This window comes from Stenotrophomonas sp. YJH_SMC_58 (genome assembly GCF_059369635.1).
Genome location: NZ_JCAFSW010000003.1, coordinates 234190 through 251148 on the forward strand (window position 1 = coordinate 234190; position 16959 = coordinate 251148).

The window sequence follows — 16959 nt, forward strand, 5'->3', positions numbered from 1 at the left end:
CAATCGGTAGTGCCGGCCGCTGGCCGGCAATTCCGTGTCCGTATCAAGCGCCATGAGGTTGCCGGCCAGCGGCCGGCACTACCGGTTCACGCTTCGCGTACCAGAGCCCCGTCGCGCAACCGGTACTGCGCATCAACCACGCCTTCGGGCAGGTCGTCGTGGGTGATCATCAACAGGCTGCGCCCGTCCAGCAAACCGGAAAGGTCCTGCAGCAGCGCGCGTGCGGTATCCACGTCGAGGCCTTCGGTCGGTTCGTCCAGCAACAGGATCGGCGCATTGCGCAGCAGTGCACGGGCCAACGCCAACCGCCGCGCCTGCCCGGCCGACATCGTCGCGCCGTTCTCGCCCACCCAGGCCTGCAGGCCGCCGTTGCGCTCGGCCCATTCGCCCAGGCGCACGCGGCGCAGCACCGCCCACAACGCGGCGTCGCTGGCATCGGGATCACCCAACCGCAGGTTCTCGGCCACGCTGCCGGCAAACACCGGCGCGTTCTGCGGCAGCCACGCCAGTTGCCGGTGCCAGTCGGCCTGGGCGAAATCACGCAGGTCGCGGCCACCGTAGGTCAGCCGTCCCTGCTGCGGATCCCACAACCGCAGCAGCAGGCTCGACAGCGTGGTCTTGCCGCTGCCGCTGTCTCCACGGATGGCGATGCGTTCGCCTGGCGCCAGGGTCAGCTGCAGGCCGGACAACACCGGCCGCGCGCCGCCTGGCCATTGGAAATGCACGTCATCCCAATGCACGCGCGCAGCCGGCGGCACCACCTGTGGCGCCTGCGGATCGTCCACCGTCGGCGGTTGCTCGACGATCGCCTGCAGGCGATCGGCGGCAATGCGCCCGGACTGCAGCGACTGCCAGGCCAGGCCCATGCCGGCCCACAGCTCGACCAGCGCCACGGTGAGGAACACCAAACCTGCGGCCATTTCCGGTGCGATGCGCTGCTGCTCGGCCGCGTGCAGGGCCAACGCCAGCATCGCCACCAGGCCCAGCCCCGCCACCAGGCCGTGCAGGGTCGAGGCCGCGATCAGGCGCCAGCGGCGGCGGCGGTCACGCGAGGCCAGCTGCTTGGCTGCCACGCGCACCTTCAGCTGCCACGCTGCATCGGCATGCAGCGCGGCCAGGTCACCCGCACCTTCCAGCCCTTCGAATGCGGCGGTACGCAATGCGGCACGATGCGCGGCACGGTCGGCCTCTTCGTCGTCATGGCCACGCACGCCCAGCCACGGCACGCCGAAGGCTATCAGCAGCGCCAGCACCGCCAGCAGCACCGCAGCCGACGGCAGGATCAGTGCTGCCGAAACGATCGCGACCAGCGACAATCCGCCCAACGCCACCAGCGGCCCGATCGCACGCACCAGCAGGCCGTCCACTTCACCAATGTCGCCGAGCAGGCGCGCCAGAAGGTCGCCGGTGCGCGTAGCCCCCAACCGTGCGGGTGCCAGCGGCAACGCGCGGCGGAAGAACCACACGCGCAGGTCCCGGGCGATGCGCAGCGTGGCGTCGTGGCCGACCAGCTTCTCGAAGTAGCGCGACACGATGCGCGCCATCGTCAGCCCGCGTATACCCGCGGACGGTGAGAAGAAGTTGAAGCCTTGGCCGAGGCCGGCCGCCCCAGCCAACGCGGCGGCGGTGAGGAAGCCACCGGACAGGCCAAGCAATGCGGTGCCGGCCAGCATGGTGGTCCACAGCAGCAGCACGGTCAGCAGCAGGCGCGGCCGATGGCGCAGGAACACCGCACGCAACGAATCAGGTGAACGGCTCATGCGCGCACCGCCTGTGCCGGTTCCACCAGGCGGCCTTCCGGCAGCAGCAGGCAACGATCGGCCCAGGCGATCACCGCCGGGCTGTGGGTGGCGACCACCACGCTGCGGCCACGTGCATATGCGGCCAGGCTGCGCAGCAATGCCGCTTCGGTATCGGCATCCAGGAACGCGGTGGGTTCGTCCAGCAGCAGCACCTGCGGATCACGCAGCAGCAGGCGGGCCAGGCCGATGCGACGCGCCTCACCACCGGACAGGCCGAAGCCACGTTCGCCGATCACCGTGTCCAGGCCCTGTGGCAGGCGCTGCGCGAACTGCAGCACCTGCGCGGCCTCGGCCACCGCACGAAGACGCGCATCGCTGGCACCCGGATCGGCCAGCCGCAGGTTGTCGGCAATGCTGCCGTGGAACAGGTAGGGGCGCTGGCTGGCATAGGCCACCTGCACACCGGGACGCAGCTGCAGCTTGCCGGCGCGCGGCGGCAGCCAGCCGGCCAGCGCTTCCAGCAGAGTGCTTTTACCGGAACCGCTGGGACCAACCAGGGCCAGGCGCTGGCCCGGCTCCAGCCGCAGGTCCAGATCCTGCAGCACATCCTGCGGCGCGCCCAGCGGGCGCAGCACCAGCCCTTGTGCCTGCAGCGGCGGCAAGGCGGCCTCGGCCGGCTCCACCGCCAGCGGTGCAACCTCGTTCTCGACCAGGCCCTGCTCATCGGGCAGCGACTGCAGCAGGCGCTCCACTTCGGCGGCGGCGGCCAGTGCATTGGCGCGATCATGGTAGTGCGCGGCCAGCCGTCGCAGCGGCGCATAGAATTCCGGTGCCAGCAGCAGGCAGAACAGCCCCGCACCCAGCGTCGGCACCGCTGCATGCAGCGACATCATGCCCAGATAGCTCAGGCCCAGGTACAGCGCCACCATCGCCACGCTCACCGAGGCGAAGAATTCCAGCACCGTGGACGACAGGAAGGCAATCCGCAGCACCTTCAGCGTGCGCACGCGCACGCCTTCAGCGGCGGCCTCGATACCCTCCAGCTCGGCGTCACCGCGGCCATACAGGCGCAGCAGGCCCAGGCCCTTGATGCGGTCGGCGAAATGGCCGCTCATGCGTGCCAGCTCATCCAGCTGCGCACGGCCGGCCGCTTCGGCGCCCCAGCCCACCAGCATCATGAAGAACGGCACCAGTGGCGCGGTGAACAGCAGGATCAGCGCCACCACCCAGTCCACCCAGGCCACCGCGGCCAGGATCAGCAGCGGCACCACCACCACTTCAGTGCGCACCGGCAGGAAGCCGCTGTAATAGCTCTCGATCGCATCACCGTGATGCAGCATCAGTTCGCCCAGTTCGCCGGTGCGGCGCTGCCGCAGCCACAGTGGGCCGTGGCCCAGCAGGCGTGCGAACACGCGTTCGCGCAATGCCAGGCGTGCGGCGTCGGCCACGTCACCGGCGGCGGCCTGGGTGGCGCTGCCCAGCAGGGTGCGCAGCACCAGGATCACCGCCAATCCCGCCAGCACCGGCAGGCCAGAGGCCAGCGGCACGCGCTCCACCAGCACCTGCTGCACCAGCCAGGCGATGGCGGCAGCCTGGCCGATCAACAGTGCGCCGGACAGGCTGATGCACAGCGCGGCCAGGCGCTGGCGGCCCCGGGCGGAGCGTGCCAGGTCGGCCAGCCAGGCCGTGCGCACACGCCGCTGGCGGGCGGTTTCAGCTTCCGGGGACAGGCCGTCAGGGGTCGTTTCGGCAGCGCTCAAGAGGTCTTCACGGGCAACGGGGGAGACACGGCATTGTAGGCGCAGGCAATAGCCCGCCCCTGCGGCCGGCGGTCGCAGTCTTCATCAGGTTGGCATACGATCAACCGGGGCACCTGTTCATACATTGATCTGGATCAAGGCTGTTTGAAGTAGTCGGTCACATCATTCACGTCGTAGACCACCCTTCCCGCCACCTGCAACGGCACTATCCAACGAGGTAGCCAGGCCATGATTGATCAGACAGTCGTAGAACTGTCGCGGCTGCAATTCGCGCTGACCGCGATGTACCACTTCCTATTCGTACCGCTCACCCTCGGCCTGTCCTTCATGGTGGCCATCATGGAGAGCGTGTATGTGATGACCGGCAAGGAGATCTGGCGCAGGATGACCCTGTTCTGGGGCGTCCTGTTCGGCATCAACTTCGCCATGGGCGTTGCCACCGGCATCGTCATGGAATTCCAGTTCGGCATGAACTGGTCCTACTACAGCCACTACGTGGGTGACATCTTCGGTGCGCCACTGGCCATCGAAGGCCTGATGGCGTTCTTCCTGGAAGCGACCTTCGTCGGCCTGTTCTTCTTCGGCTGGAACCGCCTGAGCAAGGTCAAGCACCTGATGGTGACCTGGCTGATGGCGCTGGGGACCAACCTGTCGGCGATCTGGATCCTGGTGGCCAATGGCTGGATGCAGAACCCGACCGGTGCGGTGTTCAACCCGGAAACCATGCGCATGGAAGTGGTCGACTTCATGGCGGTGGTGTTCAACCCGGTGGCGCAGGCCAAGTTCGTGCACACCGTCAGCGCCGGCTACGTGACCGGTGCGGTGTTCGTGATGGCGATCAGCGCGCTGTTCCTGCTGCGCAACAAGCACAAGGACCTGGCCCGTCGTTCGTTTGCGGTGGCCGCGGCGTTCGGCCTGCTGTCATCGCTGTCGGTGGTCGTGCTGGGTGACGAGAGCGGTTACGCCGCCAGCGAACACCAGAAGATGAAGCTGGCCGCGATCGAAGCGATGTGGGAGACCGAGCGTGCGCCGGCCGACTTCACCGCCTTCGGCATCCCGAACCAGGAGACTCACCAGAACGACTACGCGGTGAAGATCCCCTACCTGATGGGCCTGATCGCCACCCGCTCGTTGAACCAGCCGATTCCCGGCATCCTGGAACTGGTCGAGCGCGCCGAACACCGCGTGCGTGGCGGCCAGCTGGCCTACGGTGCATTGGAACGCCTGCGCGCCAACAAGAACGACGTTGAAGCGCGCGAGATGTTCGACCGTCACTGGCAGGACCTGGGCCACGGCCTGCTGCTCAAGCGCTATCGCGATGACATCCTCAACGCCACCCCGCAGGAAATCTCGCAGGCGGCGATGGATACGGTGCCGCGCGTGATGCCGTTGTTCTGGACCTTCCGCGTGATGGCCGGCCTCGGCTTCTACCTCATCGCTTTCTTCGCCCTGGCCTTCTACTACTCCTGCCGCAACAATTTCCAGGACAAGCGCTGGTTCCTCAAGCTGGCCCTGTGGACGCTGCCGGCACCGTGGATCGCGATCGAGTGCGGCTGGTTCGTGGCCGAGTATGGTCGCCAGCCGTGGGCGGTCGATGGCGTGCTGCCGACCTTCTATGCAGCATCGGGGCTGGCCCTGCATGAAATCGTGCTGACCCTGGCCGGCTTCACTGCCATCTACACCGCGCTGATCGTGGTCGAGATCAAGCTGATGCTCAAGGCGATCCGCAAGGGTCCGGACGAGGTGCTGCCGTCACTGCAGTCGCCCCAGCCGCATGCTTCCCACAATGCCTCGGCGCCGGCCGCCGGCCAGGCCTGAGGCAGGAGAACCAAGATGGATTTCATTCTTCTGGACTACACCACGCTGCGCGTGATCTGGTGGCTGCTGCTCGGCATCCTGCTGATCGGTTTCGCCGTGATGGATGGTTTCGACCTGGGCGTGGGCACCCTGCTGCCCTTCGTCGCCCGCAACGACGCCGAGCGCCGGCTGGTGATCAATACCATCGGTCCGGTATGGGAAGGCAACCAGGTGTGGCTGATCCTGGGCGGCGGCGCGATCTTCGCCGCATGGCCGCCGCTCTACGCGGTCAGCTTCTCCGGGTTCTACCTGGCGATGTTCGTGATCCTGTTCGCGCTGATCCTGCGACCGGTCGGCTTCAAGTTCCGCAGCAAGATGCCCAGCGAGCGCTGGCGCAACACCTGGGACTGGGCGCTGTTCATCGGTGGCTTCATCCCGGCGCTGATCATGGGCGTGGCGGTGGGCAACGTGGTGCTGGGCGTGCCGTTCCACTTCGATGACAGCATGCGCATCTTCTACACCGGCTCGTTCTTCGGCCTGCTGATGCCCTTCGCGCTGCTGGCCGGCCTGCTCAGCGTGTCGATGCTGGTCGCCCACGGTGCCGCCATGCTGGTGCTGAAGACCGACGGCCCGGTGGCCGAACGTGCGGCCCGTTTCGGCAGCATCGCCGCGATCATCGCCTTCGTGCTGTTCGCGGTGGGCGGTGCCTGGGTGGCCTTCGGCCTGCCGGGTTACCAGATCACCTCGCAGGTGGTCACCGACGGCGCCACCAATCCGCTGCTGAAGACCGCCGAACTCGGCGCCGCCGGTGGCTGGATGCGCAACTACAGCGCCATGCCGGCCACGATCCTGGCGCCGCTGCTGGGCCTGGCCGGCCTGCTGGCCAGTGCGGTACTGCTGCGGGCCCGTCGCGGCGGCTCGGCCTTCATCGCCTCGGGGGCCGCCATCGCCGGCATCATCCTGACCGTCGGCTTTGCGATCTTCCCGTTCCTGCTGCCGTCCTCGAGCCAGCCCACCTCCAGCCTGACCGTGTGGGACGCCTCGTCCAGCCACCTGACCCTGTGGATCATGCTGCTGGCCACGGCGGTGTTCCTGCCGATCATCCTCGCCTACACCACCTGGGTGTACCGCGTGCTGAAGGGCAAGACCACCACCGAAGAGATGGGCAACAACCCGAACGCGTACTGATTGCTTGCACGTGTGCCGACCAACGGTCGGCACCTACCCGGAATGAAGGAGACTGATCATGTGGTATTTCGCCTGGATTCTCGGTGCCGGCCTCGCCTCGACGGTGGCCATCCTCAACGGCATGTGGTTCGAAGCCCGCGAGCAGAACCGCATCGAGAAGGAAAATCGTCGCTGAGCTGTAAAAAAGCCTTGCCGCCTTGGCCTTCACACGGTATCTTAGGCGGCTCCTTCGGGGTGTAGCTCAGTCTGGTAGAGCGCTACGTTCGGGACGTAGAGGTCGCAGGTTCGAATCCTGTCTCCCCGACCACTCACGTGGTCGCATTGAAGCCTGGTGAAGTCGTCCAGGCTTTTTTGTTCCCTGAAGTGGCACTGCTTCGGCAGTGTGAAGAAAACAGCATTCCCCCCCTTGCCGCCATCGGGGTGAATCGCTAGAATAGGCGGCTCCCTTCGGGGTGTAGCTCAGTCTGGTAGAGCGCTACGTTCGGGACGTAGAGGTCGCAGGTTCGAATCCTGTCTCCCCGACCACTTCGGTGGTCACCAAGAAGCCTGGAAGACATCACTGTCCTCCGGGTTTTTTTGTATCAGGCACCTGGCCGCCCGCATGACGGGACCTTGCCGGAGCCCGCACGTACAATGGCCGCGCTGCCGGCCCGCCAGCAGCCCTCCCCCACCTGCCGCTTCGGCGTAGACCGATGCCGGCGCTGCATGCCACTGCCCCGGCGTGCGACACCTGCAAGGACCACCGATGAGTTCCTCCACTTCCGATTCGCCGTCGCTGCTGCACGGCCGCGTCCTCGCATTCGCCGCGATCCTGCTGGCAGCGATCAACCTGCGCACCGCGGTCACCTCGATCACCCCGCTGCTGGACGTGCTCGGCCAGCAGTTCGGTTTCGGTACCACCATGACCGGCGTGCTGGGCATGCTGCCGACCGCGTCGTTCGCACTGTTCGGCGTGGCCACGCCGGCGCTGGCGCGGCGCCTGGGCCTGGAGCGCACCACGCTGCTGGCGATGGTGATGGCGATGGCCGGCCTGCTGCTGCGTTCCAGCGCCGGCAACGTCGGCACGCTGCTGTTGGGTTCGGTGGTGGCACTGGCCGGCATGGGCATCGGCAACGTGGTGGTGCCGCCGCTGGTGAAGCGCTATTTCGCCAACAAGGTCGGCACCATGAGCACGCTCTACATCAGCGTGCTGCAGCTGGGCACAATGCTGCCGGCGCTGCTGGCGGTGCCGGTGGCCAACGCCGCAGGCTGGCGCGTGTCGCTGGGCATGTGGGCACTGCTGGCACTGGCCGCAGCATTGCCGTGGCTGGTTCTGGCCAGGCGCGCACCGAAGCCGCAGGCAGATGCCACCGACCCGGCCGCACAGCCGCATGGGAAAGTCTGGCGCACCTCACTGGGCTGGAGCATGACGCTGATGTTCGGCATGACTTCGCTGATGACCTATTCGATGTTCACCTGGCTGCCACGCATCGTGGTCGAGGCCGGCGGCACACCGGCCTTTGGTGGCGTGATGGTGGCGGTGTTCTCGGCGCTCGGGCTGCTGCCGTCGCTGGTCATTCCGTCCATGGCAGTTCGCATGCAGAACCCGTTCCCGCTGGTGCTGATCGGTTTCTTCTCGTTCGTGATCGCCTTCACCGGCCTGCTGCTGGCACCGATGAAGGCCCCCCTGCTGTGGGCGTGCCTGCTCGGCGTCGGTCCATCCACCTTCCCGCTGGCGCTGACCCTGATCAACCTGCGCACGCGCACCCCCACCGGCTCGGCGGCACTGTCCGGCTTCATGCAGGGCGTGGGTTACAGCTTCAGCTGCCTGGGGCCGTTCCTGGTCGGCTGGCTGCATACGGTCAGCAACGGCTGGACGCTCCCGTTCAGCTTCCTGTTCGGCTGCGCCACCCTGATGCTGTGCGCCTCCTGGGTGGCCTGCAAGCCGCGCAAGCTGGAAGACCTCTGGTAAGCCGCGCAGGGCCTCGCAACCCGCCCTACCTACCGCTCGTCAGCCCGTCTGCGCATTTTGACACCGGGCTGACAATTCCGGGCGGATAGTGCCCACGAATGCCCATCCTTGCCGCGTGCCGGCATCGGGCATGGGGGCGGCAGCGCCGCCCAGGCCGCCATTCGGTGTGCGGGGGACTCTCGTTTCAGACAAGACATTGCAGGTCGCTGTCCGGGTTTGTATCCGTCCTTGCTGGACGGGAATGCACGAAGGGAGTGACGCGGGCCACGGCCACGCCAAAAGCTGGCATGTGATGTGCGTCACATTTCTCAGGTTGTCTGGTTCGGAAGCCAAGGGGGTCCCCAATGGTTGTCCACCGCCGGCTGGCGCTCTGCGTCGGCCTTGCCTGTACCGCCCTGGCCTGGGCCAGCAGCGCTGCCCCGTCTGACCGCGAGGCGGCCCTGGCCGAGATCGGCCGTTACCGCGACCAGGCCCGCTGGCTGGATGCCCTCGGCGCGATCGAGCGCGCCAGCCAAGAGCAACCCAACGACGACCTGCTGTTCAAGCTGCGCGTACTGACCCTGGGCGACATCGGCAACGCCTGGCGCGCCTGGGAGCTGTACCAGCAGCGCCCGCAGCTGTTCGACGCTGCACAGAAGCAGCGCATCGAAGGCGACTACCTGGCCAAGCTGGTGGTGTGGAGCCTGGCCTACAGCAGCAGCGAAGACAGCCGCCTGGAAGAAGCCGAATCGACCCTGGCGCGCATGCAGCGCTACCTGGGCAGCGAAGGCACCCCGCCCGCGCAGGCGCCGCTTCGCGTCCGCATGGACCGGCTGATCCTGCTCAACCGGCTGGGCCGCCATGCGCAGGTGCGCGAGGAAGCCCGCGCACTGCAGGCCGAAGGCCATGCCCTGCCCGACTATGTGCTGCCTGCGGTCGGCGATTCGCTGATGGGCACCCTGCATCCGGAAGAAGCCATACCGGTGCTGCAGGCGGCAGTGGCCGGCGACCCGACACGCGATGCCTCGCATTCGGAACTGGCCTATGCCTACCTGGAGAGCGAGCAGCAGGAAAAGGCGATCGACCTGCTGCAGGCCTGGCGTGACAAGGAGCCGGCGTGGCGCTGGAGCAACGGCAAGTCACCGTACGCGAACTGGTCACGTTACGAGGCCGACCTGAATCTGGCGATGGTACGCGCCTACAGCGGCGACCTGCGCACCGCACAGCACGACCTGGAGTCGATGGTCGACATCGCACCGGGCAACGGCGGCCTGCAGAGCGCGCTGGGCAGCGTGTACATGATGCGCGGATGGCCACGCATGGCACTGCAGCGCCAGCAGATGGCACATGCGCTGGACCCCCGCGACATCGAGCCGCGGCTGGGCATGGAGGAGGCCTACGTCGCCCTGCAGCGCGATGACCTGGCAAGGCCACTGCACGACGATCTTGTCGCACGCTACCCGACCCAACCCGCCGTCGAACGCATGGACCAGGCCTGGCGGGCGCATCGCGGTTGGCAGCTGAAGGCATGGACCGACATTGGTCGCAGCTCCGGCGGTGGCGGCACCTCGCCGCTGGGCAACAACGACCGTCACTACGGGGTCGAAGTGCAGACACCGGTACTCGACGACCGCTGGCGGTTGTTCGCCTTCGCCGACAGGCGCTCGGTCGACTTCCAGGACCAGCGCATCGACCCGCTGTGGCTGGGCGCGGGCGTACGCTACCGCTTTGGCCAGCTGGATGCGGAAGCGGCGGTACTGCGCGCCAACGACCACATTGGCGATACCGGCCTGCGCATCGGCGTGGGTTGGCAGTTCAACGATTACTGGCATGCCGGGCTGGTGGCCGCACGCAATGACCCGGAAGCCTCGATGCAGGCGCGCGTGGCGGGCATCAGCGCTGACAGCGTGAGCGCGCAGGTCGACTACCGGCGCAGCGAGCTGACCCACTGGATGTTCGGCGCCAGCCGCTTCCGCTACGACGACGGCAACCACCGCGAGCTGTTCAGCACCAGCATCGAACAGCGCCTGCTGACCCGCCCGCGCTGGTTGATCGACGGCCTGGCCAGTGCCTACACCAGCCGAGGCAGCCGCGACGACGCGCCCTACTTCAACCCGAAGCGCGACCGCATGGTCGAGATCGGGCTGCGCATCGACCAGCAGCTGTGGCGGCACTACGAGCGCCACTTCCGGCACCGCCTGACGGTCTCGCTGGGTGACTACTGGCAGGACGGCTTCGGCAGCGCTCTGGTCCCTTCGGTGTCCTACATGCACGAATGGCAGCTGGGCCAGGGCCGCGTGTTCGAGTACGGCGTGCGCTGGTCGCGGCCGGTCTACGACGGCCACCGCGAGCGTCATATCGGCTTCGAAGCCGCACTGCGCTGGGGAGAGTGACATGGCCCGCATCCTGCGACTGATCGTGCTCCTGCTGCTGGCCGCCACGCCGCCGGCGTTCGCGCAGCAGGCCCTGCATCTCGATGCCACTGACAACGGCCTGCTGATCCTCAGCTACCACGACATCCGCGACCGGGTCGCGGCCAAGGGCGACGCCGATACCTACGCGGTGAGCACGCAGAACTTCGCTGCGCACCTGGATTGGCTGGGGGCACACGGCTACCACCCGGTGTCGCTGTCGCAGGTGATCGACGCCTCCCAGGGACGCGCCACGCTGCCACCGAAACCGGTACTGCTGACCTTCGATGATGGCCTGCGCAGCGTCTACGACAAGGCGTTCCCGCTGCTGCAGGCGTACCGCTACCCGGCGCTGGTGGCAGTGATCACCGATTACGTGGACATGGCACCCGGGCGCACGATCGACTATGGCTACCGGCCGTTCGGCCACGATGACTTCGTTACCTGGGCGCAGCTGAAGCAGATGCACGACAGCGGCCTGATCGAAGTGGCCAGCCATACCGACGACCTGCACCACGGAGTGCTTGCCAATCCGCAGGGCAATTCGACGCCAGCGGTGGTCACCCGCATCTACCGGCCGGCCACGCGCAGCTACGAGAGCGAGGCGCAGTACGAGCAGCGCCTGCGCGCAGATCTCGGCCGCAGCGTGCAGCGCATCCAGCAGCACCTGGGCGTGCGCCCGCGCGCCATCGTCTGGCCGTACGCCGCCTACAACCAGTTGAGCAACGACATCGCCGAACAGCTGGGCATGCCGGTGTCCTTCGATCTGGAAGGCCGCAGCACGCCAGTGGCCAGCGACCTGCATGGGCTGGCGCGCTTCCTGGTCAGCGACAACCCGACCGTGGAGGGCCTTGCCTACGAGCTGCGGCGCGACGTTGCGCTCGACGGCATCCGCGCGTTGCAGGTCGACCTGGATGATGTGTACGACCCGGACCCGGCGCAGCAGGGGCGCAACCTCGATGCGCTGATCGAGCGGGTCAAGCGCATCTCGCCCACCCACGTCTACCTGCAGGCGTTCGCCGATCCGGACGGCAACAACACCGCCGATGCACTGTACTTCCCCAACCGGCACATGCCGATGCGCGCGGACCTGTTCAGCCGGGTCGCCTGGCAGCTGAAGTCGCGCGCGGGGGTGAAGGTCTACGCATGGCTGCCGGTGCTCGGCTTCGAGCTGCCCGACCCCGTGCAGCGCAAGGCACTGGCGATCCACAACGGCGATGCCGACGGCATGTACCGGCTGGACTTCACCAATCCGAAGGCACGCCAGATCATGCTCGACATCTACGAGGATCTGGCCGTCAACTCGTACTTCGAAGGCCTGCTCTTCCATGATGATGGCTACCTGCGCGACACAGAACTGCCGACGCTGGCGGCCGGCGACGATGGCAGCGCTCGCACCCGGGCGCTGATCGACTTCACCCTGGCCCTGCGCGACAGTGCGCAGCGTTGGCGGCCGAAGCTGGCCACGGTGCGCAACCTGTACGCGGAGCCGGTACTGCGTCCGCAGAGCGAAGCCTGGTTCGCGCAGCGCCTGGACCTGTTCAACAAGGCCTACGACCAGACCGCACTGATGGCGATGCCGTGGATGGAAGGCAGCAGGCATCCGGAACGCTGGCTCGACCAGCTGCTGGCCGCGGTGCGTGCGCACGATCCCCAGTTGCAGCACACCCTGTTCGAACTGCAGACCGTCGATTGGCGCAGCGGGCAACCGATTCCCGCCGAGCGGCTGCGCGCACAGATCCGCCAGCTGCAGGCGCAGGGCGTGCACCACTTCGCCTGGTACCCGGACGACTTCATCGCCGGCCAGCCTTCCACCCATGATGCCCGCGCGGCGATGTCCGCCGGCAACTTCCCGTACCCGGAGAAGTGACATGGACATGCACCCGCTGCTGCAGGTCCTGTTCCAGTTCGCCTTCTACTACCCGATGGTGATGGCGTTCTTCTGGATGTCGGGCGGCCTGTATTACTACTTCCGGCGCGAACGCCATTCGCGCCCACGCAACGACCCGCCGCTGATGGTCGATCCACCGTTCGCGAGCCTGTTGATTCCCTGCCACAACGAGTCCGCGAACCTCGACGACACACTCGGCGCGGCGCTGGCACAGCGCTATCCGGCCGACTACGAGGTGATCGCCATCGACGATGGCAGCAGTGATGACACCGGCGCCCGGCTCGACGTGCTGGCGGCGAAGCATCCGCGGCTGCGCGTGCTGCACCTGGACCGCAACCTCGGCAAGGCCAACGCGCTGCGCATGGGTGCGCTGGCGGCCCGCTCGGAGTACCTGGTGTGCATCGATGGCGATGCCATGCTGGAGGAACACGCCCTGCACTGGATGGTCTGGCACCTGGTCAGCGGCAACCGCGTCGGTGCGGTCACCGGCAACCCGCGCATCCGCAACCGTTCCACCCTGCTTGGACGCCTGCAGGTGGCCGAATTCTCCTCGATCATCGGCATGATCAAGCGCGCGCAGCGCGTGTACGGGCGCATCTTCACCATCTCCGGAGTGATCGCCGGCTTTCGCCGCACCGCCCTGCACCAGGTCGGCTGGTGGTCGGACGACATGGTGACCGAAGACATCGACATCAGCTGGCGCCTGCAGCGTGCGCATTGGGACATCCGCTACGAACCCAACGCGCTGTGCTTCATCCTGATGCCGGAAACGCTGAAGGGTCTGTGGCGGCAACGGCTGCGCTGGGCGCAGGGTGGCGTGGAAGTGATGCTGCGGCATGCGCGTTCACTGCTGCACTGGAAGGAACGGCGCATGTGGGGCGTACTGCTGGAGTACGTGCTGAGCGTGATCTGGGCCTACACCATGTTGTTCATCGTGGTGCTGTGGGTGCTGGGCAAGCTCATCGACATGCCGCCGCAGCTGTACATCGCCAGCCTGCTGCCGCAATGGCATGGCGTGATCCTGGCCCTGGTCTGCCTGATGCAGTTCGCCAGCAGCCTGATCATCGACCGTCGTTACGAAACACAGATTGGACGCAACTACTTCTGGGTCATCTGGTACCCGATGGCGTACTGGCTGATCAGTCTTTCCACCACCCTGGTGGCGTTGCCGAAGACCCTGCTGCGCCGTCGCAGCAAGCGCGCCACCTGGACCAGTCCCGATCGGGGGATCCGATGAACGCACAACGCCCGTCCAACCGCTTCGACTCGCGGATGATCCGCAAGCCGCATCGCCAACCACGCTTCCAGCGCACCGCCTGGGGCTTCGTCACCCTCGCGTTCTGGGGGTTCTACTTCTACCTGTGGGCACCGTTGGTGACCCTGTTCTCGTGGCTGATCGGCGGCCAGCTGGCCTGGCAGCAGCTGTACCAACGGCAAAGCCAGTTCGACCCCTATGTGCTGGTGGCACTGCCGCTGATGCTGCTGTGTGCCAGCGTGCTGCTGATCGGCTGGGCCGAGTACAACCGCGCGCGCTTCCGTGGCCACGAGCGACGCCTGCCGCGACCGCTGGCCAGCCTCAATGAAGTCGCGGCCGATCTGGGTGCCAGCACCGGCCTTGCCGAGCGCCTGCTGGGCTGCAAGGCCGCCACGCTGCACATGGACGATCACGCGCGGCCGATCGGTATCCGCCGCGAGGTGGTGTGACGCCCCGGTAGTCGCCGACCCGGGTCGGCGCTTGGGCCTGGTGGGCGCCGACCTTGGTCGGCACCGGGGTCTAACGCGAAGAGCATCCGCGCATCGCGTGGATCTACTTGCGCGTCTGCCCTTCACCGCGCACGACAAATCGTTCGACGGTGAGTGCTTCCAGGCCCATTGGGCCGTACGCATGCAGGCGCGTGGTGGAAATGCCGATCTCGCTGCCCAGGCCCAGCTGGCCACCGTCGGAGAAGCGCGACGAGGCATTGACCATCACCACCGCCGAGCGCAGCGCAGTGACGAAGCGCTCGGCATGGCCGGCGTCTTCGGTGGCGATCACTTCGGTATGGTCGGAGGTATAGGCACGGATGTGCGCGATGGCCGCCTCGAGGTCATCAACCACGCGCACGGCCAGCACCAGGTCGAGGAACTCGGCAGCGTAGTCGTCTTCGCTGGCGGCGGTGCTGCCCGGCAGCAGCGGCTGCGCGTTCGTGTCGGCGCGCAGCTCCACGCCACGCTCACCGAGCGCCTGCGCCACGCGCGGCAGGAAGGCTTCGGCCACATCACGATGCACCAGCAGGGTTTCCAGCGAGTTGCAGGCCGACGGACGGCTGCACTTGCCGTCCACCAGAAGGTCGATGGCTTTGCCGAGGTCGGCGCTGGCATCCACGAACAGGTGGCAGACACCCTTGTAGTGCTTGATCACCGGCACCCGCGCATGCTCGGCAACGAAGCGGATCAGGCCTTCGCCGCCGCGCGGAATCGCCAGATCGATCAGTTCATGCAGCTGCAGCAGCTCCAGCATTGCTTCGCGGCGCAGGTCGGTCAGCACGGTCACTGCCGCCGCCGGTACACCATTGGCCTGCAGGGCGCCGGCCAGCGCCTGGGCGATGGCGGTGTTGGAGTGGATCGCTTCGGAACCACCGCGCAGGATCACGCCATTGCCCGCCTTCAGGCACAGCGCGGCCGCTTCGGCGGTCACGTTCGGGCGCGCCTCGTAGATCATCGCGATCACGCCCAGCGGCACGCGCACCTTCTGCACGCGGATGCCGTTTGGACGCACATCGTCGCGGGTGATCTGGCCGACGGGATCGGGCAGCGCGGCGATCTCTCGCACGGCTTCGGCCATCGCGAACAGGCGTGCCGGGTCCAGCGCCAGGCGGTCGAGCATGGCACTGCCAATGCCTTTCTCGCGCGCAGCGGCAAGGTCGCGCGCATTACCGGCCAGGATCAGCCCGGCATTCACTTCCAGTGCCTGGGCCATTGCCAGCAGCAGCGTGCGGCGCGCCGCACTGTCGAGGCCGGCAACGATCTGGGCCGCGTCACGGCAGGCACGCGCCTGCGCTTCGATTTCACTCATCGGGGAGTCCTTCAAACCGGTCATGGCAGCACCAGATCGTCGCGATGGACGACGCTGCCACCGTAGTTGTAGCCCAGCACGGCCTCGATGTCGCGCGAATGGCGGCCGGCGATCCGGCGCACATCATCGGCCGCGTACTGGCTGACGCCGCGCGCCACGCAGACGCGGCCCTGTGGCGCGTTCCAGCACACCTGCACCATGTCGCCACGGCGGAACATGCCCTCCGCGCCGGTGATGCCGCCGGGAAGCAGCGAGGCGCCCTTCTCGCGCATCGCCTGCGCCGCGCCGGCATCGATCACGATCGCACCCTCGACCAGCGGCGCGTGCCGCAGCCAGTGCTTGCGGGCCGCCTCACGGCTGCGCGCGGCGTAGATACGGGTACCGAACAGGCGGTCCTGGGCCAGCGCGCGCACCACGTCACCGCTGCGGCCATTGAACAGATAGGTTTCGATGCCGAGACGACCCGCCTTCGCCGCCGCTTCCAGCTTGGTCCGCATGCCGCCGGTACCGGCGCCCGAGCCGGCGCCGCCGGCCATCGCCAGCACCTCGTCACTCAGTTCCGGCACCTCATGCAGCGGCCGCGCATCGGCCACGGCGCGCGGGTCGGCGCTGTACAGGCCATCGATATCGGTGGCGATGAACAGCGCATCGGCATCGACCAGTGCCGCCACCGTCGCCGCCAGGTTGTCGTTGTCGCCAAGCTTGAGCTCGTCCACCGACACGGTGTCGTTCTCGTTGACCACCGGCAACGCGCCCAGCCGCAGCAGTTCGTTGAGCGTGGCGCGTGCGTTGAGGTAGCGGCGGCGGTTGCGCAGGTCGTCATGGGTCAGCAGCACCTGCGCCACCGGGCGCTCGAAGAAGCGCTGCCAGAGCCCGATCAGCTGGGCCTGGCCGAGCGCAGCCAGCGCCTGCCGCGCCGCCATCGCCGCGCCAGGCTCATCGGCCCGCGGCAGGATCGCGCGCCCGGCAGCGACCGCGCCGGAAGACACGATCACCACCTCGCGCCCGGCCAGGACATTGGCCGAGACGAACTGGGCCAGGCCCAGCGCGTGGCGTGGTGACAGGCCGCCGCCATCGGCTGCCAGCAGGCTGCTGCCGACCTTCAGCACCGCACGCCGCCATGGCGGCAGCGCTTGTTCGGGGAACGGCGAGGCGACGTTGGCAGCGTGCTGGATCATCGGTCAG

12 protein-coding genes and 2 tRNA genes are annotated in these 16959 nt (G+C 67.4%); 10 read left to right on the forward strand and 4 right to left on the reverse strand.

From position 1 onward, the window contains the following. Positions 1-86: 86 nt before the first annotated feature. Both cydC and cydD read right to left on the reverse strand, forming a co-directional pair. A complete protein-coding gene (cydC, locus tag AC5P68_RS05735) occupies positions 87-1760 on the reverse strand; it encodes a thiol reductant ABC exporter subunit CydC (protein WP_049432744.1) in 1674 nt (557 codons plus the stop codon). Beyond that, entirely contained in the window at positions 1757-3502 is a 1746-nt protein-coding gene (gene cydD, locus AC5P68_RS05740) for a thiol reductant ABC exporter subunit CydD (protein ID WP_033832951.1), read from the reverse strand. Before cydD ends, cydC begins: the two co-directional genes overlap by 4 nt. A 228-nt stretch (positions 3503-3730) precedes the next feature. On the opposite strand from cydD, the gene AC5P68_RS05745 reads away from it, so the two are divergent. The 10 genes from AC5P68_RS05745 (at position 3731) to pgaD (ending at position 14423) form a co-directional block, all read left to right on the forward strand. Continuing rightward, positions 3731-5320 (forward strand): cytochrome ubiquinol oxidase subunit I, encoded by a 1590-nt coding sequence (locus AC5P68_RS05745; RefSeq protein WP_005410352.1) that lies wholly within the window; start codon positions 3731-3733, stop codon positions 5318-5320. A gap of 15 nt (positions 5321-5335) precedes the next feature. After that, a complete protein-coding gene (gene cydB, locus AC5P68_RS05750; RefSeq protein ID WP_033832953.1) occupies positions 5336-6487 on the forward strand; it encodes a cytochrome d ubiquinol oxidase subunit II in 1152 nt (383 codons plus the stop codon). 58 nt (positions 6488-6545) lie between these two features. After that, a complete protein-coding gene (gene cydX / locus AC5P68_RS05755; protein WP_005410354.1) occupies positions 6546-6662 on the forward strand; it encodes a cytochrome bd-I oxidase subunit CydX in 117 nt (38 codons plus the stop codon). Positions 6663-6717: 55 nt separating this feature from the next. Beyond that, a tRNA-Pro gene (locus AC5P68_RS05760) sits at positions 6718-6794 on the forward strand. Between the two features lie 141 nt (positions 6795-6935). Further along, positions 6936-7012, forward strand: a tRNA-Pro gene (locus AC5P68_RS05765). A 220-nt stretch (positions 7013-7232) separates the two neighbouring features. Further along, entirely contained in the window at positions 7233-8438 is a 1206-nt protein-coding gene (locus AC5P68_RS05770; RefSeq protein WP_033832954.1) for a CynX/NimT family MFS transporter, read from the forward strand. Positions 8439-8782: 344 nt separating this feature from the next. Continuing rightward, a complete protein-coding gene (pgaA, locus tag AC5P68_RS05775) occupies positions 8783-10810 on the forward strand; it encodes a poly-beta-1,6 N-acetyl-D-glucosamine export porin PgaA (protein WP_033832955.1) in 2028 nt (675 codons plus the stop codon). A gap of 1 nt (position 10811) precedes the next feature. After that, positions 10812-12698 (forward strand): poly-beta-1,6-N-acetyl-D-glucosamine N-deacetylase PgaB, encoded by a 1887-nt coding sequence (gene pgaB, locus AC5P68_RS05780; protein ID WP_005413999.1) that lies wholly within the window; start codon positions 10812-10814, stop codon positions 12696-12698. A 1-nt stretch (position 12699) separates the two neighbouring features. After that, entirely contained in the window at positions 12700-13956 is a 1257-nt protein-coding gene (gene pgaC / locus AC5P68_RS05785; RefSeq protein WP_005414000.1) for a poly-beta-1,6-N-acetyl-D-glucosamine synthase, read from the forward strand. Continuing rightward, on the forward strand, positions 13953-14423 hold the full coding sequence (gene pgaD / locus AC5P68_RS05790) for a poly-beta-1,6-N-acetyl-D-glucosamine biosynthesis protein PgaD (RefSeq protein WP_012480823.1): 471 nt from the start codon (positions 13953-13955) through the stop codon (positions 14421-14423). The genes pgaC and pgaD overlap by 4 nt, the downstream gene beginning before the upstream one ends. 103 nt (positions 14424-14526) lie before the next feature. On the opposite strand, the gene AC5P68_RS05795 is transcribed toward pgaD, so the two are convergent. Together AC5P68_RS05795 and proB are read right to left on the reverse strand one after the other, a co-directional pair. Next, positions 14527-15798, reverse strand: a complete 1272-nt coding sequence (locus AC5P68_RS05795; protein WP_033832958.1) for a glutamate-5-semialdehyde dehydrogenase — start codon at positions 15796-15798, stop codon at positions 14527-14529. Beyond that, positions 15795-16952 carry a glutamate 5-kinase gene (proB, locus tag AC5P68_RS05800; RefSeq protein ID WP_049404653.1) on the reverse strand — a complete coding sequence of 386 codons (1158 nt, stop codon included), beginning with the start codon at positions 16950-16952 and terminating at the stop codon, positions 15795-15797. The genes AC5P68_RS05795 and proB overlap by 4 nt, the downstream gene beginning before the upstream one ends. Between the last annotated feature and the right edge of the window lie 7 nt (positions 16953-16959).